We start from the raw sequence: 24219 nt of genomic DNA, 5'->3' as shown, positions 1-24219 counted from the left end.
CGTCATCGCCCTTCAACGCTCGGCCCCCGGGGAGCCGCGACGGCGCCGTCGCTGGCGGCGGCGGCGGCGGCGAAAGAAGTGTGATCTCGGGTGGATCGATCGAGTCGAGGCGACTCGCCGACGTCAGCCGAAGAGTTCGCCCAGGCCCTCGCCGGAGGCGTCGTCCTCGTCGTCGTCGTCGTCGGCGGCCTCGTCGGCGGCCTCCTCCTCGGCCTCGTCGTCGCCGTCGTCGGCCTCCGCCTCGTCGTCGGAGCCGCCGGCGGCGCCGCCCGCGGCGCCCGCGGCGGGCGCGGCGGCGGCCGTCTCGATGGCCTCCTCGATGTCGACGTCCTCCAGCGCGGCCACGAGGGCCTTCACGCGGGACTCCTCGACGTCGACGCCGGCGGCTTCGAGCACCGCCGTGACGTTGTCCTCGTTGATCTCCTCGCCCGTCTCGTTCAGGATGAGTGCAGCGTAAACGTATTCCATTGTCCTGTGTAGTTGTGTTTATCCGAACATCGCGCCGAGGCCCTCGGCACCGTCCCCGTCGTCGTCGTCGGTGTCGGTGTCGTCGGACTCGGCTTCCGTGTCCTCGTCGTCGCTCGATTCGTCCGTCTCCTCCTCGGCGGCCGGCTCGGCCGCGGGCGCCTCGACGCCGCGGAGCTCCTCGGGGAGCGCCTCGTCGTCGTCGATGGCGGCCGCGAGCGAGCGCAGCTGCGCGTCCGCGCGCGCCATGAGGTCGGGCATGAGTTCCTCGTCCTCGATGGCGGCGAACAGACCGACGGCCTTCGCGTCGCCGGCGGCCTTGCCGAGCAGGGTGCCCGCGGTGCGGGCGGTCGGGTAGGCGGCGTTGACCGAGAGGTTGCGCGCCGCCGCCGCGGCGGACTGGACGTCCGCGCGGTACTCGTCCACGTCGATGGCGAGTTCCTCGGGCTCGAACAGCACGCCGTCGGCGAAGACGGCGCGCAGGTCCAGCCCGACCTCCTTCGGCTCGATGCCGAGCTCGCCGAGCACGCCCGCGAGCTCGTTCGAGACGACCTCGCCGGCGTCGAGGACGTGCGAGTCGGACAGCACCTGGATGGAGCCGTCTTGGATGCGCGCGTCCGCGCCGACCTGCTGGAGCTCGCCGACGAACGGCCCGGGGTCGACCCCCGTGTCACCCTCCGGGATGACGATGTCGTTCGGGGCGACCTCGCCCGCCGCGATGGGCGCGGACGTCTTCGACGCCTCGAGCTGTTTGTACAGCCCGAACGGGTTGTCGTCCGTCCCGATGAGGCCGACGTGGCCCGAGACGAACTGTCCGAGGTCCTCGATCCCCGCGTCGACCTCGTCCAGCGCGCGCTGGATGAGGGTGTTGCGGGACATCCGGAGCTCGGCCTGTCCGTACAGGTCGCGGCGCATGTCTTGGAGCTGCCGGCTCGGGATGCCCGTCAGGTCGACGACGCCGACGGCGTCGTACGAGCCGACGAACTCGGTGAGCTCGGCGACCTCCTCGCGCTTCCACTCCGGGATCGTCTCGGTCTTGCGCTCCTCGGCGGAACTGCTCATACGGGCACCTCCACGGACGGACCCATCGTCGTCTTGACGTAGATCGCGTCGATGTTGAGCGGCCCCTTCTCCAGATCCGCTTCCAGCCGGCGGACGATCACGTCGATGTTGTCGGCGATCTCGTCCGCGGTCATGTCCTGGGCGCCGACGCGCGTGTGGAACGTGCGGCGGTCCCGGGAGCGGAGCTGGACGGTGTTTTTCATGCGGTTGACGGTCTCGACGACGTCGTCGTCGGGCTGGAGCGGCGTCGGCATCTTGCCGCGCGGCCCCAGGATGCGCCCGAGGTTGGACGCGACGTCCTGCATCATGTCGGCCTCGGCGATGAAGAAGTCGGTCTCATCGGCGAGATCCTTGGCCTCGCCCTCTTCGGATGCGAGATCCGAGAGGTCGCTGCCGGACAGGACTCTGTCGGCGACGTCTTCCGCACGGAGGGCTGTCTCACCCTCCGCAATGACGACGATCTGCGTCTCCTGACCGGTGCCGGCCGGGAGAACGACTTCGTCGTCGACTCGATTCGACGGGTCGTTGAGGTCCAGATCCCGGAGGTTGATCGCCAAGTCCACGGTCTCGCGGAAGTTGCGAGCGGGGGCGGTCTCCAGTGCCTGGGTTACTGCGTCCTCGATTGAATCTGCCATTTTTCACCTCCGTAGTACGCAGGAATGCTCCTACGGGTCAGTGAAACAGGCGTACGCCTGTCTCACCGTCAGGTCCGCCCACGCGACACTTAAGACCGTCGAAGGCTCGGCCGCCGCGTCGACCGTTCACACGGTCGTTACTCCGCCGGACGGGGTCGCGACCCGCCGCGGCGACGCAGGTCGGCCGGCGAGACCGGCTCGATGTCGTACGTGTCGCACACGCGTGCGAGCGCGTCCACGCGCTCGGCGAACTCCCCCGGTCGGTGGGCGTCGGTGCCGACGGTGAACCGGACCCCGCGGTCGCGGAGCGCACGGAGCAGGTCGTCGGTCGGGTGGAGGTCGGGCTCGCCGTCGCGTGTCGTCCGCTTGGCGTTCACCTCGGGGACCGTGCGCGAGGCGGCGAACGCGTCGGCGACGCGGCGGACCTGTTCGTCGGTCCGGCGGCCGGCCAGTTGCGGGTGTGCCTCGATCACGTCGACGTGGGCGGCGATCTCGAACAGCTCCGACGACGCGAGCGCGACGACCGCGTCGTAGTAGTCCGCGACGACCGTCTCGGGGGCGGGCGTCCCGGGCGTCGAGAAGTCCTCGAACGAGAACACCGTGTGTCGGCCGACGTAGTGGACGCTCCCGAGGGCGTAGTCGAAGCCGGCCTCGTCGAGGAAGGCCGCGATGCGGTCCTCGCTCCCCGGCTCGTAGTCGACCTCGACGGCGTCGTGGACCGCGAGGTCGTACTCCCCGCGGAGCCGCTCGATGGCGTCGCGCCGGCGCTCGTAGGTGAGGTCGAAGTGGCGCGCGTAGCGGTCGCGCTTCGCCACCCAGTGGTCGTCGCGCGTGACCGAGCAGTGGTCGGCGAAGCCCACCCCCTCGAGGCCCGCCTCCGCGGCGGCGTCGAGCATCGGCCCGAGGTGGCCGCCGTCGGAGTACACCGAGTGGGCGTGGTAGTCGTGCATACCCTCGAACCGCGCGCCGCGGAGTTAAGCGCCCTGCACCTCACAACGGGCGTGGAACGACGGCCGCGGGGTCGCCGTCGCGGCCGCTGTACGGAGCGAGCGCGCGCGGGCCGCCGAGCACCGGCGGCCGGTCGCGAGAAACGAAGTGGAACCCGGGTCGCGTTACGCCGCCGCTTCGTCGGCGAGAACGTCGTCGTACTCGCCGGCGTCGACGCGGTCGTCGAACGTCCGGGCGTCCTCGCCGTCGATGGTGACGCCGAGGGAGGCGCACGTGCCGCCGACCTCCTTGGCCGCGGCCTTCACGTCGTACGCGAGCAGGTCGGTCATCTTCTGCTCGGCGACCTTCCGCACCTGTTCGACCGTCATGTCGGCGACGAAGTCCTTCTGGGGCTCGCCCGAGCCGGTGTCGAAGCCGACCTCGTCTTTGATCAGCTCGGCCGTCGGCGGGACGCCGACCTCGATCTCGAAGGAGCCGTCGTCGTCGTACTCGACCGTGACGGGCACTTCCATGCCGTCGAACGCCGAGGTCTTGTCGTTGATCTCGGCGACGACCGCCTGCACGTCGACCGGCGTCGGACCGAGCTCGGGACCGAGCGGCGGGCCGGGGTTGGCCTGACCGCCGGGAACGAGCACTTCGATGGTTCCAGCCATGCTTTCGGATTCCCCGTCGCGTCGTTTAAGGATTGTCTTTGCGACCGATACGCCGCCTCCCTGCGTGTGATCTGCACACATCCGGCCGGCGGACCACCGGCGCTTATTCACGCCCCGAACGGGCGAGTCGATATGACCGACCCGGCCGACATGGCGTACACCCGCCTCGGCGACACCGGGCTGGAGGTCTCGCGCCTCTGTCTCGGCTGCATGAACTTCGGCACCGAACGCCCGTGGATGGTTGGCGACCGCGACGACAGCGTCGACCTGATCCACGAGGCGCTGGACCTGGGGATCAACTTCCTCGACACCGCGAACGTCTACTCGACGGGCGAGTCCGAGGAGATCGTCGGCGACGCCGTCGCCTCGGCGAACCGCGACGAACTCGTCCTCGCCACCAAAGTGTACGGCGACATGGGCGACGGCCCGAACACCGGCGGCCTGTCGCGCAAGCACGTGCTCGATCAAGCGGAGGCGAGCCTCGACCGGCTCGGCACCGACTACATCGACCTCTACCAGATCCACCGCTGGGACGACGACACCCCCATCGAGGAGACGCTGTCCGCGCTCGACCACCTCGTCGAGACGGGGCGGGTGCGCTACATCGGCGCGTCGACGATGACCGCCTACCGGTTCACGAAAGCGCTGTACACAAGCGACGTCGAGGACTACTCGCGGTTCACGTGTATGCAGCCGGAGTACTCGGCGGTCGCGCGCCACGAGGAGGCGAACCTGCTGGAGGTGTGTGAGGGCGAGGGCGTCGGCGTCATCCCGTGGTCGCCGCTGGCGGGCGGCTTCCTCACCGGCAAGTACGAGCGCGGGGCCGGCCCCGCCGACGGGACCCGCGGGGCCGCCTCGGAGTCGGTGCGGAGCTACTTCACCGAGGAGAACTGGGCGGTGCTCGACGCCGTCCGCGGGGTCGCCGAGGAGGTCGACGCCTCCCCCGCGCAGGTCGCGCTCGCGTGGCTGCTCGAACGCGACGTGGTGACCGCGCCGATCATCGGCCCCCGGACGGGCGAGCACCTCCGCGAGAACGTCGGCGCCCTGTCGGTGGATCTCACGCCGGATCAGGTCGACCGGATCGCCGAGCCGAAGTCGCCGCGCTACCCCAAGGCGTAGCCGCGTCCCCCGTTCCCGCGTCCCCCGCTCCCGCGTCCCCCGTCCCCGTGTCCCGACGCCGGCCCCCGACGCTTATCGCCGTCGCCGGCGACACCGTGTGCATGAGTACCACCGACGACGACGCGGACGGGACGCCGGCGATGACGTACACGCGCCTCGGCGACACCGGACTGGAGGTCTCGCGCCTCTGTCTCGGCTGTATGAACTTCGGCTCCGGCGAGCCGTGGATGATGGGCGATCGCGACGCCAGCGTCGACCTGATCCACGAGGCGTTGGACCTGGGGATCAACTTCCTCGACACCGCGAACGTCTACTCGGCCGGCGAGAGCGAGGAGATCGTCGGCGACGCCGTCGCCTCGGCCGACCGCGACGAACTCGTCCTCGCCACCAAGGTGTACTTCGACATGCACGACGGGCCCAACGGGGGCGGGCTCTCGAGGAAGCACATCCTCGATCAGGCGGAGGCGAGCCTCGACCGCCTCGACACCGACTACATCGACCTCTACCAGATCCACCGCTGGGACGACGACACCCCCATCGAGGAGACGCTCGCGGCCCTCGACCACCTGGTGGAGTCGGGACGGGTGCGCTACATCGGCGCGTCGACGATGACCGCCTACCGGTTCACGAAGGCGCTGTACACCAGCGACGTCGAGGACTACTCGCGGTTCACCTGCATGCAGCCGGAGTACAACGCCGTCGACCGCCACGAGGAGGCGAACCTCCTGCCCGTGTGCGCCGGCGAGGGCGTGGGCGTCATCCCGTGGTCGCCGTTGGCGGGCGGCTTCCTCACCGGTAAGTACGAGCGCGACAGCCAGCCGGAGGCGGGACTCCGCGCGGACGCGGACGAGTACACGGCCGACCGGTTCACCGAGGAGAACTGGGCGGTGCTCGACGCCGTGCGCGCGGTCGCCGCCGAGCGCGCGGCGACGCCCGCACAGGTCGCGCTCGCGTGGCTGCTCCACCGGGACGTCGTCGACGCGCCGATCATCGGGCCGCGGACGAGCGAACACCTCCGCGAGAACGCCGGCGCCGTCGGCGTCGACCTCACCGACGCGGAGGTGGCCCGGATCGCCGAGCCGAAGACGCCGCGGTGGCCCGCCCCCGGGAAGGACTGACCCGGCGGACGGCAGACGGTACGGTTTTGCCGGTGCCGCACGGCGGGAGTCCATGGACACGGAGTCGCTCGTCGAGACGTTGGAGGCGGCGGGCCTCTCGCCGTACCAGTCGGCCGCGTACGTCGCCTTGTTGGATCTGGGGACCGCGTCCGCGACGGACGTGGCCGACGCGAGCGGGGTGCCCGCCCCGCGGATCTACGACGTGTTGCGGACGCTGGAGGAGTTGGAGTACATCGAGACGTACGAGGAGGGGTCGCTGCGCGCACGGGCCCACAGCCCGTCGATCGTGTTGGACGACCTGCGGGGGCGCGCGAACCGGCTGGAGGCGGCCGCCGAGGAGGTCGAGGACCGGTGGGAACAGCCCGAGCTGGAGGCCGGGGGCGCGAGCATCGTCACCCGCTTCCGGACGGTGATCGAGCGGGCGGAGTCGTTCATCGAGGAGGCGACCCACCAGATCCTGCTGTCGACGACGACGGCGAACCTCGGCCGGCTGGCGCCCGCGCTCCGCGCGGCGACCGAGCGCGGCGTCTCGGTCAGGGTGTCGGTCCACACCGGCGACGGCGAGGCGGTGCCCGACCCCGAGCAGTTCGAGGGGCTCTGCCTGGAGGCGCGCCACCGGCCGTTGCCGGCGCCGTTCGTCGCGCTCGCGGACCGCCGACAGGCGTCGTTCGCACACCACCCGGACTCGTACGACCGCTACGGCGTGCTCGTCAACGACCGGACGCACACGTACGTGTTCTACTGGTACTTCCTCACCTGTCTGTGGGAGCCGTGGGAGACGGTGTACGACGCCGCCGGCGAGGGCCTCCCCCGCGAGTACCTCGACGTGCGTCACCTCGTCCGTTACCTCCGCCGGGTCGACTGGGAGCACGAGCCGGTCCGGATCCGCGTCGACGGACACGACACCGTGACGGGGGACCCCTGCACCGTCGAGGGCACCGTCGTCGACGTGCGCGTCCCGTTCGCGGACGAGGCGAACTCGGGGTTCGAACTGGCGGGCCAGGTCACCGTCGACGTGGACGTCGAGGGCGACCGGGTCAGCGTCGGCGGCTGGGGCGCCATCGTCGAGGACGTCGAGGGCACCCGGCTGACGCTCCTCGACGGACCGACCGCGTGAGTCGGCCGTCGCACATATGTCCCTGCGACCTGACGTGAGGGGTGTGGACGCACGGCGCCCCGGCGCCGCGTAGCGACCTGCTCGTTAACAACAGGTGTTGTAAAGCCCATAGCCTATATTAACGATTGTTCCCTATGAGCGGGCGATGTCTGACGACAAGACACGGAACGGCGTATCGCGGCGGGAGTACCTCGCCGCTGCTGGGGCGTCAGGTGCCGCGCTCGGCTTGGCTGGCTGTCTCGGCGGCGGCGGGGGCGGCGGCGGCGGGTCGGACCCGATCGACACCGAACCGCCCGAGGAGGACGTGACCATCCAGATCGCGGCCGACTCGAACTTCGCGAACGCGCAGGAGGACATCGTCCAGACCCTGCGCGAGGACGGCGGCATGCCGGAGAACATCGAGGTCGAGTTCCTCGCCGGCTCGTTCACCACCGACGACCGACAGTCGCAGTACCAACAGATCCTGTCGGCCGGACAGGAGCGCCCGACGGTCCTGATGATGGACAACGGGTGGACGATCCCGTTCATCGCGCGCGACCAGCTCGCGAACCTGAGCTCGGCGCTGCCCGACTCGCTCACGAGCCAGATCCAGGACAACTACATCGAGAACATGGTCGCGACGGCCCAGAACGCCGACGGCGACCTGTTCGGCGTCCCGCTGTTCATCGACCTGCCGACGATCCAGTACCGCAAGGACCTGTTCCGGGAGGCGGGCTACAGCGACGACGACTTCGAGACGTGGGCCACCGAGCCGATGACGTGGTCCGAGTTCTCCCAGACCGTCGCCGAGGTCAAGGAGGCCACGGGCACCCAGAACGGGTTCCTCTGGCAGGGGTCCTCCTACGAGGGCCTCTCGTGTTGTTCGTTCATCGAGTTCATGGGCTCGCACGGCGGCTCGTACTTCGGCGAGTTCGAGAACTACTTCGGCCCCGTCGGCGACCGACCGATCACCGTCGACGGCGAGGGCGTCGTCAACGCCATCCGGATGCTCCGGACGTTCATCTACGGCTCCGACGACGACGTCGCGCTCGACGGCTACGCGGACATCTCGCCGCAGGCGGTCGTCCAGTACACGGAGGAGCCCGCCCGCGAACCCTTCACGAACGGGAACGCGGTCGCGCTGCGTAACTGGCCGTACTCGATCAACATCAACGGCGCCGAGGACGTCTTCGGCGAGGACCTGGGCGTCATGCCGGTGCCGTACGCGGTCAGCGAGGAGGACTCCGAGTACAGCTCCATCGGCGGCACGACGGCCGCGCAGGGCGGGTGGCACCTCACGCTCAACCCGAACGCGTCGGACCTGCGCAAGCGCGCGGCGCTGCAGTTGTTCCAGGCGCTGCAGGAGGAGTCCGTCCGGCTGCGGATGGCCGAGATCGGCGGGTGGATCCCCCCGCTCCCGAACCTCATCAACACCGAGGAGACGCGCGGCCTCGACATCATCGGTCGCTACGTCGACAGCCTCGAGGTGGCCGCGAACAACACGCTCCCGCGTCCGGTGACCACCGTGTGGACGCAGGAGTCGACGCAGATCGCCAGCGAGGTCAACAACGCGCTCCGCCAGGAGAAGACGCCCGAGCAGGCGATGAGCGACCTCAAGTCGTCGCTCGAGGAGATCGAGGGCTCGGCGTAAACCGACCCCGCTCTCGCATCACACTTATTACGATCATGAACAACGGTTAGCAAGACGCATGAGCACAGAACAAGAAACGGGGGATCTGTCCGGCGGGACGCGGACCGGCGCGTACGCGAGCGCCGTCCGCTGGATGGAGAACCTGTCCGAAACCCAGTACGCGTACCTGCTGTTGTCGCCGGCGATGCTGTTGCTGGCGGTCATCGCGTTCTGGCCGCTGCTGTCGACGTTGCGGCTGTCGCTGTTCGCCGACAGCTTCGCCGCCGCGAGCGTCGGGCAGTTCGTCGGGTTGGACAACTACGTAGCCATCATCACCGGGCAGCGGACGGCGCTGTTACCGTCGCCGTTCCTGCCGCAGGCGCTCACGGTGCAGGCGCTGTTCAACAGCGCGCTCGCCGTGACGATCCTGTTCACGGTCATCAGCGTCTCGTTCGAGACCGTGATCGGGTTCGTGCAGGCGCTGATCCTCGACCAGGACTTCCGCGGTCGCCGCTGGGTCCGGGTCGCGATCATCCTCCCGTGGGCGATCCCGATCGTCGTCCAGGGGATGATCTTCTTCCTGATGTTCCAGCCGAACATCGGGTTCCTCGTCGGGACCGCGGAGGACCCGGCGCTGCTGAACCAACTCGGCTTGCTGTCGGTCACGCCGCTGGCGAACGCGCAGGACGCGACGATGATCGTCATCGTGGCCGACGTGTGGAAGACGACGGCGTTCATGGCGCTGCTCATCCTCGCGGGGATGCAGTCGATCGACCGGAGCCTGTACGACGTGGCGCGGGTCTCCGGCGCGTCGCCGTGGCAGCGCTTCAAGCTGATCACCCTGCCGATCATCCTGCCGACGGTGCTGGTCGCGATGCTGTTCCGCACCATCCAGGCGATGCGGATCTACGGACTGATCGAGACGGTCGCGGGGTGTACGACGGTGCCGTCGCTGTCGTGTCTGGTCGTGACGACGTTCAACCAACGGCTACTCGGGTCGTCGGCGACGATCGCGTTCATCACGGCGGCGGTCATCGGCGTCGTGGTGTCGATCTACATCGTCGGCTACGCGCGAGGTGAGATGGCATGAGCAGGGACACGCGCACGGACGGCGGCGTACAGGGCGAACCGGAGCTGAAGCGCGGCCCCTTCCAGCGGTGGGTCGCCTCGACGATCAAAGAGCCCCAGAAGGCGTACCGCGCGATGTTCTACGTCGCGACGATCTTCTTCCTCGCGACGACGCTGTTCCCGTTCTACTTCCTGCTCGTGCTGGCGTTGACGCCGGAGAACGCGCCGCTGGCGCTGTTCCCGACCGCGCCGCGCTTCGAGGTCTTCCTCGACGTGTTCGACCGGGTCAACTTCCTGCGGTACATGTTCAACAGCCTGGTGCTCGCGCTGTCGACGACGGCCGTCGTGTTGTTGCTCGCGAGTCTGGCGGGGTACGTGTTCGGCCGACTGCAGTTCCCCGGCCGCACGCCGCTCATGCTGCTGATCCTCGCGATCAGCTACTTCCCGCCGGCGGCGTTCTTCCTGCCGCTGTACCAGCTGTTCACGGGGAACGTCGTGCCCGGGCTGAGTCTGTACAACACGCCCGGGTCGATGATCCTCCCGTTCAGCTCGCTGTTCATGCCGTTGTCTATCTTCATCCTCACGACGTTCTACGGGCAGATCCCGGACGGACTGGAGGACGCGGCGCGCGTCGAGGGGACGACCCGGCTGGGCGCGCTGTTCCGCGTGATCATCCCGCTGTCGGCGCCCGGTGTGGCGACGGCCGGGGTGCTCACCTTCATCTCCGTCTACAACGAGTTCTTCTTCAGCCAGCTGATGAACAACGGCCAACCGGCCAACTGGGCCCCCATCGTCGGGGGCCTGCTGAGCCTGCAGCGCGCGGGCCAGTTCCAAGTCACCTACGGCGTGATGGCCGCCGGCAGCATCATCGCGGTGGTGCCGGTCGCCATCCTCGTCGTGGTCGCACAGGAGCGCATCGTCAGCGGACTGACCGCCGGCGCACTCAAGGAGTAACAAACCAATGGCACGAGTACACCTACAGGACGTGACGAAACGCTACGGGGACGTAACCGCGGTCGAGGAGATGAACCTCGACATCAAGGACGGGGAGTTCATCACCCTCGTCGGCCCCTCGGGGTGTGGCAAGTCCACGACGATGGAGATGATCGCCGGCCTGACGACGCCCAGCGAGGGCACCGTCAACATCGGCGAGCGCGACGTGACGAACCTCCCGCCGAAGGACCGGGGCATCTCGATGGTGTTCCAGAACATCGCGCTGTTCCCGCACATGGACGTGTACGACAACATCTCCTTCGGGCTGCGCCTGCGCAACTACGAGAAGGAGGAGATCGACCGGCGCGTCGAGAACGCCGCCAGCATCGTCCAGATGGAGGGGATGCTCGACCGCATGCCCGACGAGATGTCCGGCGGCCAGCGCCAGCGCGTCGCCATCGCCCGCGCCATCGTGCGGAACCCCGACGTGTTCCTGATGGACGAGCCGCTGGCGAACCTCGACGCGAAGCTGCGCGTCCACATGCGGACGGAGCTCCAGCGCCTCCACAAGGAACTGGACACGACCATCGTGTACGTCACCCACGACCAGGCGGAGGCGATGACGATGTCCGACCGCATCGCCGTGATCAACGAGGGCGAACTCCAGCAGTTCGACCCGCCGCTGGTCTGTTACAACGAGCCGCGCAACGAGTTCGTCGCCGGCTTCATCGGCTCGCCGTCGATGAACTTCACGACCGGTCAGCTGACGCAGACCGGCTTCTCCTCGGAGTTCTACGACGTGAGCTTCGACACGACCGGGATCGACGCGAAGCCCGGCGACGCGGTCACCCTCGGCGTCCGGCCGGAGGACGTGTACCCGACGGAGTTCATCGACGACGCGAGCGACCCCACCGAGACCATCGAGGCCGAGGTGGACGTCCTCGAGCCGATGGGCGACGAGATCTTCGTGTACCTCATGCTCGACGAGGACAACGAGGGCGGGATGGGCGGCACCGCCGCCGGCGACGACAGTCTGCTGATGAGCGTCTCCCCCGACAGCGACCTCACCGAGGGCGACCTCGTCGAGGTCGTGCTCGACCGCGCGAAGATCCACCTGTTCGACGACTCGACCAGTCTCGCGATCACCCACGGCGTCTCGCGCGCGTCCGCCTCGGCCGCCGACGCCCAAAGCGAGGAGGCCGAGTAAGGATGGTCGAGGCCCTGTACCTCGCGGCGGTGACGATGCTGTTCGTCCCGTGGGTGTACGGGCTGTACGCGCTCGCCCGCGACGGGCGCAACCGGTTCCTGCCGCTCGCACGGCAGTTCCTCCGCGGCCGCCGCGCGAAGAAGGAGCAGGCGGAGGCGGAACGCGAGCGGGAGGAGCAGGAACGACAACTATACTGACCACCCCCTCGTTCGTGCGACCGAGATGAATTACTCGCTTCCGAGTAGTAGGGGGGGTGCGCCGATGACCCTCGTCGACGGCTTCGACCCGTCCGACGTCCGCGTCGGCATCGTCGGGCTCGGCGGGATCGGCCACCACCACGCGGAACAGTTGGAGGCGCTCGGCGCCGACCTCGTCGGCGGCATGGACGTCGACGCCGACGCGCGGGCACGGTTCTACGAGCGCTTCGACACACACACGCGTTCGAGGACGCCGACGAGCTGTTCGACCTCGTCGACGCCGTGTTGATCACCACGCCCAACCGCTTCCACGAGGAGTACGCGGTGAGCGCGCTCGAACGCGGGCTCGACGTCATGCTGGAGAAGCCGCTGGCGCACACGCTGGAGTCGGCCGAGCGGATCGCGGACGCGGCCGCCGACGCCGACGGCATCTGCATGGTCGGGTTCAACAACCGCTTCGCCGCGCCCGTCGAAGTGCTGAAGCACTACCAGGCGGAGGGTCGCCTCGGCGACGTGACCCACGTCGAGGCGAACTACGTGCGCCGTCGGGGCGTCCCCGGCCGGGGCTCGTGGTTCACGACCAAGGCGGTGTCGGGGGGCGGCAGCCTCATCGACATCGGCGTGCACGCCCTCGACCTGGCGCTGTACTTCCTCGACTTCCCCGAGGTCGTCGAGGTCTCGGGCGTCGCGCGCTCGGAGTTCGGCGACCGCGAGGACTACACCTTCATCGACATGTGGGGCGACGACTCCGGCCCGGAGGACTTCGACGTCGACGACTCCGTGTCCGCGTTCGTCCGCACGGCCGACGGCGCGACGATCTCGCTCGAGGCGGCGTGGGCGACGAACCGGCCGGAGAACAACGACTTCTACGTCCGCGGCACCGACGCGGGCGCACACTTCGACCGCGGGAGCGGCGACCTCACGCTGTACGAGAACGGCGTCGGCGGCGGCCACCACCTCACCGACACGGACGTCGACACGCGCGAGGTGAACACCCACCGCGCCGAGCAGGCGACGTTCCTCGAGGCCGTCGAGGCCGGCGAACAGCCGACCCGCAACACGGTCGAACAGGCGTTGACGGTCCAGCGCGTCATCGACGGCATCTACCGGTCGACCGAGACCGGCCGCGCGGTCCGGCTCGACGGCTGACCGCGCCGACCGTCCGCCGCGGTCGGATCAGCCGTCCGACTTTTGATCCCCCGGGCGCAACGGGAGGCCGATGGTCACGACAGCGATGGGGAGCGCCGAGGTGGTGCTGCGACTCGTCGCGGGACTGGGGCTGATCCTCGCGAACGGGTTCTTCGTCGCGATCGAGTTCGCGCTCACCCGGGCGCGACAGTTCACGGAGGAGGAGTTCGTCGGCGGCACCCCCGCGCTCGAACGGGCGTGGGAGATGACACAGAGCCTCGAGATCTACCTCACCACCTGTCAGGTGGGGATCACGGCGTCGAGTATCGCGGTCGGCATCGTCGCCGAACCGGCGCTGGCGGCGCTGTTCGAGCCCGTGTTCGCGAACACGGGGCTGGCGTCGGTCGGCGCCGGCGCCCTGCTCGGGTTCCTCATCATCAACCTCCTGCACCTCACCCACGGCGAGCAGACGCCGACGTACCTCGGCGTCGAGCGCTCGCGGCTGGTGTCCCGCTACGGCGCGACGCCGCTGTACTACTTCCACAAGCTCATCTCGCCGGTGATCACCTTCGGCGACTGGATCGCGAAGGCGACGCTGAAGCTGTTCGGCGTCGAGATGACGGGCGCGTGGCTGGAGACCGAGCAGGACGCCATCGAGAGCCGCGCGGACCTCCGCCGGAAGCTGTCGTCGACGCTCGAGGAGGGCGAGATCGCCGACGAGCGCCGCGAGGAGGTCGTCAACGCCCTCCGCGTCGGCGACCGCACGGTCGCCGAGATCATGGTGCCGGCCGACGAGATGGTGACGCTGTCGACGGGCGCCACGGCCGCCGAGAACCTCGAGCGGATGCGCGAACACCCCCACACCCGGTTCCCGCTGCTCGGCGACGACGGCGAGGAGTTCGTCGGCACCGTGTACGTGCCGTCGGTGATCCGCGAGACGGACGACCTCACCGACGACGGCGTCGACCTCGCGGCGCTTGCGACGCCGCCGATGACGCTGGCGCCCGCGACCAGCGTGGCCGACGCCATCGACCGGTTCCAGGTCGAGGGACAGGAGCTCGCGCTCGTCGTCTCGGAGGGGGAGATCCACGGCCTGCTCACCGCCACCGACGCCTTCGAGGAGGTGATGGGCGAACTCGAGGACCCCCTCGACCGCGCGGCCGGCGCGAACGAACCGGACGGCCCCACCGCGTAGGTGACGGCGCGCTTCAGGCCGGGGCGGGGACCGCACGGCGGCCGCCCGCCCGGCGGCCCGGCCGCGGCGACATACAGATTTATTCGGTGTGTAGTACAAACCGCGAGCATGGACATCGGCGTACTGACAGTGCCGCTGGGCGGCGAATCGCGGGCCGACGCGTTCGAGTACCTCTCGGGCATCGGCGTGAGCGCGGTCGAACTCGGCGTCGGGGGGTGGCCCGGCTCCGCACACACCGACCGGGAGGCGTTGGTGGCCGACGAGGCGGCCCGCGAGGCGCTGCGGGCGGACCTCGCGGAACACGACCTGCGGGTGAGCGCGTTCGCCACCCACAACAACCCCCTCCACCCGGACGCGGAGACGGCCGCCGAGGCCGACCGCGAACTCCGGGAGGCGGTCGAACTCGCCGACGCGTTCGACGTGAACACCGTCACCTGCTTCTCCGGCCTGCCGGCGGGCGGCCCGAACGACGAGGTGCCCAACTGGGTCACCGCGCCGTGGCCGACGGCGCACGCCGACGCCCACGACTACCAGTGGGGCGTCGCCGAGGAGTACTGGTCCGACCTGGCGGCCCACGCCGACTACCACGGCGTCGACCTCGCCATCGAGATGCACCCGAACATGCTCGTGTACGAGCCGCACGGCATGCTGAAGCTGCGCGAACTGACGAACGAGCGCGTCGGCGCCAACTTCGACCCCTCGCACCTCTACTGGCAGGGCATCGACGTGACGGAGGCCGTCCGCCTGCTCGGCGAGCACGACGCCATCCACCACGTCCACGCGAAGGACACGAAGGTGTACGAGTCGCAGGCCCGCGAGAAGGGCGTGCTCGACACGACCGACTACACCGACGAGCGGAACCGCTCGTGGCTGTTCCGCTCGGTCGGCTACGGCCACGGCGAGGAACACTGGAAGGACCTCGTCAGCACGCTCCGGATGGTCGGCTACGACGGCGCGCTCTCCATCGAGCACGAGGACTCGCTCACCTCCTCCCGCGAGGGGCTGGAGAAGGCGGTCGACCTGCTCGACCGCGCCGTGTTCGAGACGAGCCCCGGCGAGGCGTACTGGGCGGAGTGACCGCGAGGTGACCACGACATGACAGACGAACCCATCCGGATCGGCGTGCTGGGGTACCGCTTCATGGGCAAGGCGCACGCGAACGCGCTCGACCGCCTCCCCATGTTCTTCGACGACGCGCCGGAGACGGAGCGACACACCGTGATCGGCCGCGACGAGGCGGCGCTGGCGGAGGCCGCCGACACGCTCGGCTTCGCCCACACCGCGACGGACTGGCGCGACGTGGTCGACGAGGTGGACGCGTTCTACAACCTCGGCCCGAACCACCTGCACGTCGAGCCGACCGTAGCCGCGCTGGCGGCCGGCACGCCCGTCCTCTGTGAGAAGCCGCTGGCGCCGACGCTGGCGGGCGCCGAGCGGATGCGCGACGCCGCCCGCGAGGCGGACGTCCCGGTCGGCTGTGCGTTCAACTACCGGTTCGTCCCCGCGATCCGCTACGCGAAGCGGCTGATCGACGACGGCGAACTCGGCGAGATCCGGCAGGTCCGCGGGCGGTACCTCCAGGACTGGCTGTCGGACCCGGAGGCGCCGTGGAGCTGGCGCAACGACGAGGAGCTGGCCGGGTCGGGCGCGCTCGGCGATCTGGGCGCGCACACGGTCGACCTCGCGCGCTTCCTCGTCGGCGACCGCGTCGGCGAGGCCGCGTCGGTGTCCGGACAGCTCCGGACGTTCACGGAACAGCGCCCCGTCGAGGGCGACGCCGACGAGACCCGCCCGGTCACCGTCGACGACGCGTACTCGGCGCAGGTGACGTACGAGAGCGGCGCGATGGGCACGTTCGAGGCCAGCCGGGTGACCGAGGGGCACAAGAACGACCACACGATCGCGGTGCACGGCTCGAAGGGGAGTCTGGAGTTCTCGCTGGAGCGGCTGAACGAACTGCGGGTGATGACCGGCGACGACCGCGGCTACGAGACGGTGCTGGTCACCGACGAGGACGACCCGTACATCGACCACTGGTGGCCGCCGGGCCACGTCATCGGCTGGGAGCACACGTTCGTCCACGAGAACTACGAGTTCCTCTCGGCGGTCCGCGACGACGAGGCGTTCCGCCCGGACTTCGAGGACGCGTACGAGGTGCAGCGAGTCCTCGACGCCGTCGAGCGCTCGGACGCCGACGGCGTCCGCGTCGACCTCGCGTGAGCGCCGCCGGCCGCCGATTTCGGGCGGCGTTGGAACCTGCTTGCGGAGTGATGTGAACCGGCCGCGAGGATCGGGTGCGGACAATGCAAGCAGTAGTTTACAAGGGCCCGAAGGAAGTGGCCATCGAGGACGTCGAGGAACCGGAGATCGAACACCCGAACGACGTCGTCATCGACATCACGACCAGCTGTATCTGCGGGTCGGACCTCCACATGTACGAGGGTCGGACGGCCGCGGAGGCCGGCATCGTGTTCGGCCACGAGAACATGGGGGTCGTGACGGAGGTCGGGGACGCCGTGTCGACGCTGGCGGTCGGCGACCGCGTCGTCGCGCCGTTCAACGTCGCCTGCGGCTTCTGTGAGAACTGCGAAAACGGCTACACCGGGTTCTGTACCAACGTCAACCCCGGCTTCGCCGGCGGCGCCTACGGCTACGTCGCGATGGGACCGTACAAGGGGGGACAGGCGGAGAAGCTCCGCATCCCGTACGCGGACTTCAACGCGCTGAAACTGCCCGAGGGAGACCAACACGAGGACGCGTTCGCCCTGCTGGCGGACATCTTCCCGACGGGGTGGCACGGCACCGAACTGGCGAACCTCCAGCCGGGCGACTCCGTCGCGATCTTCGGCGCGGGGCCGGTCGGGCTGATGGCCGCCTACAGCGCCAAGATCAAGGGCGCGGCCGAGATCTACGTCGTCGACCGCGTGCCCAGCCGGCTCGAACTCGCCGAACAGCACTGCGACGCCACCGGGATCAACTTCGAGGAGGGCGACCCGGTCGACCAGATCACCCAACAGCACGGCGGCGAGGTCGACAAGGGCGTCGACGCCGTCGGCTACCAGGCGATCGACCCGGACACGGACCCCGGCTCGGACGCGTACGACCCGGCGCGGGAGAACCCGGCGGTCGTGCTGAACCAACTCGTGCAGGTCGTCCGTCCGACGGGCCAACTCGGGATCCCCGGGCTGTACGTCCCCTCGGACCCCGGCGCGCCCGACGAGATGGCCGCGCAGGGTCGCCTCGGCATCGACTTCGGCAAGCTGTTCGAGAAGGGACAGAAGCTCGGGACCGGCCAGTGCAACGTGAAGCAGTACAACCGGCAGCTGCGCGACCTCATCATCGAGGGGCGCGCGGACCCGAGTTGGGTCGTCTCCCACCGCGTGAGTCTGGAGGAGGCGCCCGAGATGTACGAGAAGTTCGACAACCGCGAGGAGGGCGTCACGAAGGTCCTCCTCGAGCCGTAGCGCCGCGCCCGCTCGCGGCGGCCGGCGGCGGTCGCCGGCGACCCTCGGTCCCCGTTCTCCGCGCGCGGTCGCTCGGCGCCGACCCGCTCAGCGCCGGAGCCACGTCCGCGGGTGTTCCTCGCGGAGGTGGTCGTGGTACGCCTTCGTCACTTCCGGGTAGCCGGTTCCCAGGTAGAACCAGTCGCACTGTTCACACGCCCCGCTGATTCCCGTGGCCATAACCCGGCCAGTAGGCGGAGCGATATGAACACACGTGGTAGCTGTGTACACACCAACAATAAACACGACAGCGACGAAGCAGGTCGCGTGTGCCAGTACTGCGACTACAGCTTCCACGACGGCTGGACGACCCTCCTGCGGTACGACGACGTGTACCGGCGGGCGACCGGCGGCGGGAGCACGGCCACGTACGGCTTCCACGAGGAGTGGGACGACCTCCGGGAGGAGGTGCTGTGAGCCTCACTCGCGGTCGAGTCGCCGCTCGACGGGGAACGGGTCGGCGTCCGGGTCCGCGCGCGCCGGCGAATCCCCCCGAGCCGCGAGACAGTCGTCGAGCGCCGCCTCGACGGACCCGTCGTCGACGCCGCGGCCGATGAACACGAGTCGCGTCCGCGGTTCGTCGTCGCCCCACTCGCCCAGCGGCCCGAACCGGACCACCGGGCCGGCCTGACTCAGTCCCATCACCGTGTCCGGGCGGCTCGCGACGTGGGCGAACCCCTTCGCGCGGACGACGCGGCCGTCCCAGTCGGCGAGCCACGCCGCGAACCGCTCGGGGTCGAACGGGCGCTCGCGCTCGTACACGACCGACTCGACGCCGTGGGCGACCGCGGCGGGCACGTCCCCGTGGTCGTGTGCGTGGCCGCGGCCGCCGTGATCCCCGGACGCCGCCGCGCCCGCCGCGTCGTCCCCGTCCCGGCCCGCGGCCAGCGCACGCCTCCAGCCGGGCGCGCGGCGCGCGGCGTCGAAGTCGAAGGAGTCGCCCGCGAGGACGACCTCGGGGTCGGCGTCCGACTCGGCGGTGCGGTGGATCGGCGCGCGCGGCTGCAGCTCCCGGATCGCCGCCTCGACGGCGGCGAGGGCGTCGTCCGGCACGAGGTCGCACTTGTTGAGCAGCAGGCGGTCGCAGAACTCGATCTGGTCGACCAGCACCTCCGCGAGCGGCCGTTCCGGCTCGGGGGCGTCGGCCGGGAGGCCGGCCTCGGGGTCGAACGCCTTCCAGAAGCCGTAGGCGTCGACGACGGCGACCACGGAGGCGAGCCGGAAGCGCTCGGTGGGGTCGCCCCCCTCGCCGGCCGCCGTGAGCGTGCGGGCGATCGGCAGCGGCTCGGAGACCCCGGACGCCTCGATCACGACGTGGTCGAACTCCCGGCGGTCGGCGAGGTCGAGCAGTTCCGCGACGAGGTCGTCCCCGAGGCGACAGCAGATGCAGCCGTTCGAGAGGTCGACCACGCCGTCCTCGCTCTCGCGTTCGACCGTCGCGGCGTCGACGTTCACCTCGCCCATGTCGTTGAGGACGACCGCGAGCCGCCGGTCGCCCGGGTTCGCCACCAGCCGGTTGACGAGCGTCGTCTTCCCCGCGCCCAGCGGGCCGCACAGCAGCGTGACCGGGATCCGGTCGTCGGTGTCCATACGCGCCCGTTCGGCGCCGGCGACATAGCTGGCCGACCGCGTCACAGCGTCGTGCGAACCCACGTCGACGGCGGTCGCGTCGGGGCCTCCGTCGATGTACACACCCGGTGGATAGCGGGCCGACATCCGGCGAAACCCGACGGTTCGACCGTTCAGTCACCCGAACGCTTTTGGACGAATCCGGGGTACGACACGGTGTGTCATCTTCCCCCACGGACGCCGCGACGGTCCGCGTCGCGTTCGACGCCGCCGGCGGGCGCGACGTCTCGCGGCGGCGCGGCGTGCCGCCGAGGCCGTCGACGCGCCGGTCTCGGTTCGCGCGGTCGGGTCGCCCGGGACGGTCCACGGTCCGCTGGTGGCGATCACCCGGGGGCCGCACCGCGACGTACCGCGCGGTCGACCCCAACGGGGCGGCGGCGCGGGTGAGCGTCCTCTCCGAGGGCGCCCTCCCCGCCGACGACGCCGACGCGGTCGTCGACCACGACGCGGCCCCCGGCGACTTCCCCGTCGGCGACGGGCCGCTGTCGGCGGGCGTCAGACGGACCCTCCGGGGCGCCGGGTGGGTCGACCCGGTCGCCGTCGACGTGCCGGCGGCGGACGGCGACGACGTGCTGGCGTCGTGCGCCGCGCTCGGCCTCCGCGGTCGGGGGTGGGGCGACGCCCGGCGGGACGAGCCGGTCGCGGGGGCTGGCGCGCCGCCCGCGACGCCGACGGCGACCCCGTCGTGGTCGTGAACGCGCTCGACGCGGACCCGAAGGTCGACGCCGACCGGCTGCTCGTCGGGAGCCTCGCCGGACGGGTCCTCGCGGGCGCCGCGCTCGCCGCCCGCGTCGTCGACGCCGCCGACGTGGTCGTCGCCCTCCCGACCGGCGAGCCGGTGCTCGCGGACCGCGTCCGCGCCGCCGGCGACGCGGTGGCCGGCGCGGGCGGCCCGACCGTCGAGGTGGCGGTCGCCGACGCGGCGTACATGACGGGCGAGCCGACGGCGCTGTTGGAGGCGCTGGAGGGGGCCGACCGGGTCGAGGCGCGGCGCCGCCCGCCGGGCCCCGAAGCGTGGGGCCTGTTCGAGCGACCGACGCTCGTCCACACGCCGCGGACGCTCGCGGCGGTCGCGCGAGCCGTCGCCTCCCCGACGATCCCGACCTCGACCCCGACGCGGCCGACCCGGGCACCCGGCTGGTGACGGTGGTCGGCCCCGACCGCCGAACCGTCGAACTGGCGACGGACGCGAGCCTCTCGCGGGCGCTCGGCGACGGCGATCGGGCGGCGTTCGCCTGCGTCGGCGGGCAGTTCGGCGGACTGACGCGCGACCTCGACACGCCGGTGTCGGCCCCGGCGCTGACGGGGGCGGGGCTGGGGACGAACGGCTCCGTCGAGGCGTACGAGGACGGCCCCGGCGGGGCGTGTCCGGTGGTCGTCGCCGGCCGCCGGGTCCGCGTCGCCCGCGAGGAGAACTGCGGGCGCTGTGTCCCGTGTCGGACGGGGAGCGTCCGCGCGCACGAACTGCTCAGGCGGGTGTACGCCGGCGAGTTCCCCGACGACCGCCTCCGGGAACTGGCCCGCACGATGGCGCGCACGTCGCTGTGCGGCTTCGGCGTCGACGCCGCCCGGCCGCTGGCGACCGCCCTCGACGACTTCGAGGCTGACCTGCGCGCCCACGCCGACGGCCGCTGCCCCGGGGGTGTGTGAGCTGTGAGCGCCGACGACGCGAACGACGCGGACGGCGAGCCGGAGGAGCCCGGGCCGCTCCCGCGGGTCCCCGAGGTGGCGGACCCCCGCACGTCGACGCCGCTGACCGAGACGTTCACGCCGGGGACGGCCTCGGACCCGCCGATCGACCCGCGAGGGGAGACGCGAGCCGCGGGCGGCTGCGGCGGCGCCTGTTCGTGCGGCGAGGGAGCGAGGACGCCGCGACGCCGGAGCCGGCGGCGGCGGGCGACGCCGTGACGGTCACCGTCGACGGGACCGAGGTGTCGGTGCCCGCCGGGTCGACGCTCCTCGACGCGATGGAGCGGGTCCCGTACGAGGGCACCGTGCCGGCGCTGTGCGCGTACGACCGCGACGGCGGCGACTGTTCGGACGACATCGGGCCGCGCTCGACGTGTCGGACGTGTACCGTCGAGGCCGACGGCGAGTTGGTGGCGGCGTGTTCCAGGCCCGTCGAGGACGGCGTCGCGGTCCGCACGGACGCCGCCGACGCCCGCGAGGCGCGGGAGGTGAACCTCGATCTGGTGTTGTCGGACCACAACCTCCGGTGTACCACCTGCAACCAGAACGGCCGCTGCGAACTGCAGGACGCCGCCATCGAGACGGGCGTCCACGAGCCGCGGTTCGGCGTGTTCGACGAGCGCAGCGCGTACGAGCCGCTCGACGACACCTCGTCGTTCATCCAGATCGACCGCAACAAGTGCATCACCTGCACCCGCTGTGTCGACGCCTGCAACGACGTGCAGGTGTCGGGCGTGTTGCGGGTGGAGGGCACCGGCGAGGACACCGAGATCGGGTTCCAGTCGGACGCCGAGACGATGGCCGACTCCGCGTGCGTCTCCTGCGGCCACTGCGCGACGGTGTGTCCGACCGGCTCGCTCACCGAACAGGGGCTGGCGGGCATCGCGACGCTCCCCATCCCGGGGTTCACCCACGCCAACAGCGTCGGGAAGTCGCTGCGGGCCGACGCCGAGAAGGCCGCCCGCGCGACCAGCGAGACCGGCGGCCGGCGGCGCCGGCGCGAGGGGGCGACGACGGTCCCTCCCCACCCACGAGCGCGCCGAGCGCGACGGCCTCGCGGCGGCGCTGCGGTGGGCGAGACGGAAGGCGGGCGAGGCGGGTCGGTCCGCGATGCTCGCGGGCGAGCACACCGCGGAGTCGATCGCCGCGAGCACGCTGAAGGAGGGGTGGCTGTTCGACATCGCCGACCGCGTCGCCGACCGCCGGCTGCGGGGCGTCGACTTCACCGAGACCACCTGCGGCTACTGTGCCGTCGGCTGCCGCTTCCAGCTCGTCTCGAAGGACGACGAACTGCTCGGGGTGGTGCCGACCGACGACCCGGCGGACGCGCCCGCCAACGACTTCTCCACCTGCGTGAAGGGGAAGTTCGGCTTCGCGTACGCCGACTCCGACGAGCGGCTGACGACGCCGCTGGTCCGCGGCGACGACGGCGAGTTGCACCCGGCGTCGTGGGAGGAGGCGCTCACGCGGGTCGCCGAGGGGTTCGAGGCGATCCGCGAGCGGTCCGGGCCGGACGCGCTGGCGGCGTTCGCCTCCTCGAAGTGCACGAACGAGGAGGACTACCTGCTGCAGAAGTTCGCCCGCACGGTGTTGGGCACGAAGAACGTCGACAACTGCGCCCGGCTGTGCCACTCGTCGACGGTCGCGGCGCTGAAACAGACGCTCGGGTTCGGCGCGATGTCGAACCGCATCAACGAGGACATCGGCGAGGCCGACGCCTACCTCATCACCGGGTCGAACACGACCGAGAGCCACCCGGTGTTGGCGACGCGGATCAAGCGCAACGTCCACGACGGCGCCGACCTCGTAGTCTTCGACCCCCGGAAGGTGGAGATCGCCGAGCACGCGAGCCAGTACGTCCGCACGACGCCCGGCTACGACGTCGCGTGGATCAACGGGCTGATCCGCTACATCGTCGCCAACGACCTCCACGACGCCGAGTTCGTCGCCGAGCGCACCCGCAACTTCGACGCGCTCGTCGAGAAGGTGGAGCCGTTCACGCCCGACGAGGTCGAGCGCCTCGCCGGCGTCCCGGCCGAGGAACTGGAGCGCGCGGCCGAGACCGTCGCGACGGCCGACTCGGTCGTGTTCGGCTGGGCGATGGGGATGACCCAACACAGCCACGGCACGCAGAACGTCCTCGCGCTCGCGGATCTGGCGCTCGTCACGGGCAACGTCGGCAAGCCCGGCGCGGGCGTGTCGCCGTTCCGCGGCCACAACAACGTGCAGGGCGGCGGCGGCGACATGGGGACGCTCCCCAACTCGCTGCCGGGCTACCGCGACGTGACCGACCCCGCCGTGCTCGACGAGTTCGAGGACGCGTGGGGCGTCCGCCCGCCCGGCGAGGTCGGGCTGAAGGTGCCCGAGGTGTTCACCGAGGCTCTCGCGGGTACCGTCGAGGGGCTGTACGTGATGGGCGAGAACCCCGCGCTGTCGGAGCCCGACGTCTCCCACGCCGAGGAGGCGCTGGAGGCGCTCGAGTTCCTCGTCGTGCAGGACATCTTCGAGACGGAGACCACGGCGTACGCCGACGTGGTGCTCCCCGCGTCGGCCGTCTCCGAGAAGGTGGGCACCGTGACGAACACCGAGCGGCGCGTCCAGTTGGTCGGGAAGGCGGCCGACCCGCCCGGCGACGCGCGCCAGGACTGGCGGATCGTCCAGTCGCTCGCCCGCCGGATCGCCCACGAGGGGCCGGCGTGGGACTACGACCGCCCGGCCGAGGTCATGGACGAGATCGCCGAGGTCGCGCCGATCTACGGCGGCATCAGCCACGACCGCCTCCGCGAGGAGGGCGGCCTCCAGTGGCCGTGCCGCGACGCCGACGACCCGGGGACGCCGTACCTGTACGACGAGGAGTTCAACTTCGACGACGGGAAGGCGCGGTTCGTCCCCGCCGACACGGGCGAGCCGGGCGATCTCCCGAGCGAGGAGTACCCCCCTAACG

General features: G+C 70.6%; 23 protein-coding genes and 3 pseudogenes. 19 read left to right on the top strand and 7 right to left on the bottom strand.

Annotated features, from left to right (window positions below; genetic code table 11):
- Positions 1-123 precede the first annotated feature (123 nt).
- From rpl12p to P0R35_RS04735, 5 genes are all read right to left on the bottom strand, one after another.
- Positions 124-468: a 50S ribosomal protein P1 gene (gene rpl12p, locus P0R35_RS04755; RefSeq protein WP_284014066.1), complete on the bottom strand. Its 345-nt coding sequence runs from the start codon at positions 466-468 to the stop codon at positions 124-126.
- 18 nt (positions 469-486) lie between these two features.
- Complete coding sequence (locus P0R35_RS04750) at positions 487-1527, bottom strand: 50S ribosomal protein L10 (protein WP_284014065.1); 1041 nt, start codon at positions 1525-1527, stop codon at positions 487-489.
- Positions 1524-2162 (bottom strand): 50S ribosomal protein L1, encoded by a 639-nt coding sequence (locus tag P0R35_RS04745; RefSeq protein WP_284014064.1) that lies wholly within the window; start codon positions 2160-2162, stop codon positions 1524-1526. The genes P0R35_RS04750 and P0R35_RS04745 overlap by 4 nt, the downstream gene beginning before the upstream one ends.
- Positions 2163-2299: 137 nt before the next feature.
- A complete protein-coding gene (locus P0R35_RS04740) occupies positions 2300-3112 on the bottom strand; it encodes a PHP domain-containing protein (protein WP_284014063.1) in 813 nt (270 codons plus the stop codon).
- 162 nt (positions 3113-3274) lie between these two features.
- Positions 3275-3763 carry a 50S ribosomal protein L11 gene (locus P0R35_RS04735; protein WP_284014062.1) on the bottom strand — a complete coding sequence of 163 codons (489 nt, stop codon included), beginning with the start codon at positions 3761-3763 and terminating at the stop codon, positions 3275-3277.
- 150 nt (positions 3764-3913) lie between these two features.
- Here P0R35_RS04735 and P0R35_RS04730 point away from each other — a divergent pair, with 150 nt between their 5' ends.
- The 13 genes and pseudogenes from P0R35_RS04730 (at position 3914) to P0R35_RS04670 (ending at position 17918) form a co-directional block, all read left to right on the top strand.
- Positions 3914-4882, top strand: coding sequence for an aldo/keto reductase (locus P0R35_RS04730; protein ID WP_284014566.1), 969 nt, complete (start codon positions 3914-3916; stop codon positions 4880-4882).
- A 140-nt stretch (positions 4883-5022) separates the two neighbouring features.
- Entirely contained in the window at positions 5023-6000 is a 978-nt protein-coding gene (locus tag P0R35_RS04725) for an aldo/keto reductase (protein WP_284014565.1), read from the top strand.
- A gap of 52 nt (positions 6001-6052) precedes the next feature.
- Positions 6053-7117: a TrmB family transcriptional regulator gene (locus tag P0R35_RS04720; RefSeq protein ID WP_284014061.1), complete on the top strand. Its 1065-nt coding sequence runs from the start codon at positions 6053-6055 to the stop codon at positions 7115-7117.
- Between the two features lie 145 nt (positions 7118-7262).
- Positions 7263-8747, top strand: a complete 1485-nt coding sequence (locus tag P0R35_RS04715) for an extracellular solute-binding protein (protein ID WP_284014058.1) — start codon at positions 7263-7265, stop codon at positions 8745-8747.
- 133 nt (positions 8748-8880) lie between these two features.
- Positions 8881-9816 carry a carbohydrate ABC transporter permease gene (locus P0R35_RS04710; RefSeq protein WP_284014564.1) on the top strand — a complete coding sequence of 312 codons (936 nt, stop codon included), beginning with the start codon at positions 8881-8883 and terminating at the stop codon, positions 9814-9816.
- Positions 9813-10748 (top strand): carbohydrate ABC transporter permease, encoded by a 936-nt coding sequence (locus P0R35_RS04705; RefSeq protein ID WP_284014057.1) that lies wholly within the window; start codon positions 9813-9815, stop codon positions 10746-10748. Before P0R35_RS04710 ends, P0R35_RS04705 begins: the two co-directional genes overlap by 4 nt.
- A gap of 7 nt (positions 10749-10755) precedes the next feature.
- Positions 10756-11934: an ABC transporter ATP-binding protein gene (locus P0R35_RS04700; protein ID WP_284014056.1), complete on the top strand. Its 1179-nt coding sequence runs from the start codon at positions 10756-10758 to the stop codon at positions 11932-11934.
- 2 nt (positions 11935-11936) lie between these two features.
- The gene (locus tag P0R35_RS04695) at positions 11937-12131 is read left to right on the top strand and encodes a DUF8005 family protein (protein WP_284014055.1); all 195 of its coding nucleotides are present in this window, start codon (positions 11937-11939) and stop codon (positions 12129-12131) included.
- A 64-nt stretch (positions 12132-12195) separates the two neighbouring features.
- Positions 12196-13280 (top strand): annotated as a pseudogene (locus P0R35_RS04690) (Gfo/Idh/MocA family protein).
- A gap of 85 nt (positions 13281-13365) precedes the next feature.
- A complete protein-coding gene (locus tag P0R35_RS04685; protein WP_284014563.1) occupies positions 13366-14454 on the top strand; it encodes a hemolysin family protein in 1089 nt (362 codons plus the stop codon).
- Between the two features lie 108 nt (positions 14455-14562).
- A complete protein-coding gene (locus P0R35_RS04680; protein ID WP_284014054.1) occupies positions 14563-15531 on the top strand; it encodes a sugar phosphate isomerase/epimerase family protein in 969 nt (322 codons plus the stop codon).
- 18 nt (positions 15532-15549) lie between these two features.
- On the top strand, positions 15550-16674 hold the full coding sequence (locus tag P0R35_RS04675) for a Gfo/Idh/MocA family protein (protein ID WP_284014053.1): 1125 nt from the start codon (positions 15550-15552) through the stop codon (positions 16672-16674).
- A gap of 83 nt (positions 16675-16757) precedes the next feature.
- On the top strand, positions 16758-17918 hold the full coding sequence (locus tag P0R35_RS04670) for a glutathione-independent formaldehyde dehydrogenase (RefSeq protein WP_284014052.1): 1161 nt from the start codon (positions 16758-16760) through the stop codon (positions 17916-17918).
- 87 nt (positions 17919-18005) lie between these two features.
- Here P0R35_RS04670 and P0R35_RS04665 read toward each other — a convergent pair whose 3' ends face one another.
- A complete protein-coding gene (locus tag P0R35_RS04665) occupies positions 18006-18137 on the bottom strand; it encodes a hypothetical protein (protein ID WP_284014051.1) in 132 nt (43 codons plus the stop codon).
- A gap of 87 nt (positions 18138-18224) precedes the next feature.
- Between P0R35_RS04665 and P0R35_RS04660 the strand changes: the two genes are divergently transcribed.
- Positions 18225-18374, top strand: a complete 150-nt coding sequence (locus tag P0R35_RS04660) for a hypothetical protein (RefSeq protein WP_284014050.1) — start codon at positions 18225-18227, stop codon at positions 18372-18374.
- Positions 18375-18377: 3 nt separating this feature from the next.
- Here the strand turns inward: P0R35_RS04660 and P0R35_RS04655 are convergent, their stop codons facing one another.
- On the bottom strand, positions 18378-19547 hold the full coding sequence (locus P0R35_RS04655) for a CobW family GTP-binding protein (RefSeq protein ID WP_284014049.1): 1170 nt from the start codon (positions 19545-19547) through the stop codon (positions 18378-18380).
- 197 nt (positions 19548-19744) lie between these two features.
- Here P0R35_RS04655 and P0R35_RS04650 point away from each other — a divergent pair, with 197 nt between their 5' ends.
- From P0R35_RS04650 to fdhF, 5 genes and pseudogenes are all read left to right on the top strand, one after another.
- On the top strand, positions 19745-20281 hold the full coding sequence (locus P0R35_RS04650; RefSeq protein WP_284014048.1) for a hypothetical protein: 537 nt from the start codon (positions 19745-19747) through the stop codon (positions 20279-20281).
- On the top strand, positions 20278-20730 hold the full coding sequence (locus P0R35_RS04645) for a hypothetical protein (RefSeq protein WP_284014047.1): 453 nt from the start codon (positions 20278-20280) through the stop codon (positions 20728-20730). Before P0R35_RS04650 ends, P0R35_RS04645 begins: the two co-directional genes overlap by 4 nt.
- Positions 20727-21236: an NADH-ubiquinone oxidoreductase-F iron-sulfur binding region domain-containing protein gene (locus P0R35_RS04640; RefSeq protein WP_284014045.1), complete on the top strand. Its 510-nt coding sequence runs from the start codon at positions 20727-20729 to the stop codon at positions 21234-21236. Before P0R35_RS04645 ends, P0R35_RS04640 begins: the two co-directional genes overlap by 4 nt.
- A pseudogene (locus P0R35_RS16590) lies at positions 21233-22078 on the top strand (2Fe-2S iron-sulfur cluster-binding protein); the annotation flags it as partial. The gene P0R35_RS04640 and the pseudogene P0R35_RS16590, both read left to right, overlap by 4 nt.
- A gap of 307 nt (positions 22079-22385) precedes the next feature.
- A pseudogene (gene fdhF, locus P0R35_RS16585) lies at positions 22386-24152 on the top strand (formate dehydrogenase subunit alpha); the annotation flags it as partial.
- Positions 24153-24219 lie beyond the last annotated feature (67 nt).

The organism is Halobaculum litoreum, from assembly GCF_030127125.1.
Classification (GTDB): Archaea; Halobacteriota; Halobacteria; order Halobacteriales; family Haloferacaceae; genus Halobaculum; species Halobaculum litoreum.
Note: the sequence above shows the minus strand (reverse complement) of the source record. Positions and strands in the feature narration are given on the sequence as shown.

Bases quoted from the DNA above. Each gene is read 5' to 3' on its own strand.
- P0R35_RS04695 (WP_284014055.1), top strand. From the start codon at position 11,937: ATGGTCGAGGCCCTGTACCTCGCGGCGGTGACGATGCTGTTCGTCCCG.
- P0R35_RS04665 (WP_284014051.1), bottom strand. From the start codon at position 18,137: ATGGCCACGGGAATCAGCGGGGCGTGTGAACAGTGCGACTGGTTCTAC.
- P0R35_RS04745 (WP_284014064.1), bottom strand. From the start codon at position 2,162: ATGGCAGATTCAATCGAGGACGCAGTAACCCAGGCACTGGAGACCGCC.
- P0R35_RS04710 (WP_284014564.1), top strand. From the start codon at position 8,881: ATGGAGAACCTGTCCGAAACCCAGTACGCGTACCTGCTGTTGTCGCCG.
- P0R35_RS04675 (WP_284014053.1), top strand. From the start codon at position 15,550: ATGACAGACGAACCCATCCGGATCGGCGTGCTGGGGTACCGCTTCATG.
- P0R35_RS04740 (WP_284014063.1), bottom strand. From the start codon at position 3,112: ATGCACGACTACCACGCCCACTCGGTGTACTCCGACGGCGGCCACCTC.
- P0R35_RS04655 (WP_284014049.1), bottom strand. From the start codon at position 19,547: ATGGACACCGACGACCGGATCCCGGTCACGCTGCTGTGCGGCCCGCTG.
- P0R35_RS04715 (WP_284014058.1), top strand. From the start codon at position 7,263: ATGTCTGACGACAAGACACGGAACGGCGTATCGCGGCGGGAGTACCTC.
- rpl12p (WP_284014066.1), bottom strand. From the start codon at position 468: ATGGAATACGTTTACGCTGCACTCATCCTGAACGAGACGGGCGAGGAG.
- P0R35_RS04670 (WP_284014052.1), top strand. From the start codon at position 16,758: ATGCAAGCAGTAGTTTACAAGGGCCCGAAGGAAGTGGCCATCGAGGAC.
- P0R35_RS04750 (WP_284014065.1), bottom strand. From the start codon at position 1,527: ATGAGCAGTTCCGCCGAGGAGCGCAAGACCGAGACGATCCCGGAGTGG.
- P0R35_RS04720 (WP_284014061.1), top strand. From the start codon at position 6,053: ATGGACACGGAGTCGCTCGTCGAGACGTTGGAGGCGGCGGGCCTCTCG.
- P0R35_RS04685 (WP_284014563.1), top strand. From the start codon at position 13,366: ATGGGGAGCGCCGAGGTGGTGCTGCGACTCGTCGCGGGACTGGGGCTG.
- P0R35_RS04680 (WP_284014054.1), top strand. From the start codon at position 14,563: ATGGACATCGGCGTACTGACAGTGCCGCTGGGCGGCGAATCGCGGGCC.
- P0R35_RS04735 (WP_284014062.1), bottom strand. From the start codon at position 3,763: ATGGCTGGAACCATCGAAGTGCTCGTTCCCGGCGGTCAGGCCAACCCC.
- P0R35_RS04705 (WP_284014057.1), top strand. From the start codon at position 9,813: ATGAGCAGGGACACGCGCACGGACGGCGGCGTACAGGGCGAACCGGAG.
- P0R35_RS04700 (WP_284014056.1), top strand. From the start codon at position 10,756: ATGGCACGAGTACACCTACAGGACGTGACGAAACGCTACGGGGACGTA.
- P0R35_RS04725 (WP_284014565.1), top strand. From the start codon at position 5,023: ATGACGTACACGCGCCTCGGCGACACCGGACTGGAGGTCTCGCGCCTC.
- P0R35_RS04730 (WP_284014566.1), top strand. From the start codon at position 3,914: ATGGCGTACACCCGCCTCGGCGACACCGGGCTGGAGGTCTCGCGCCTC.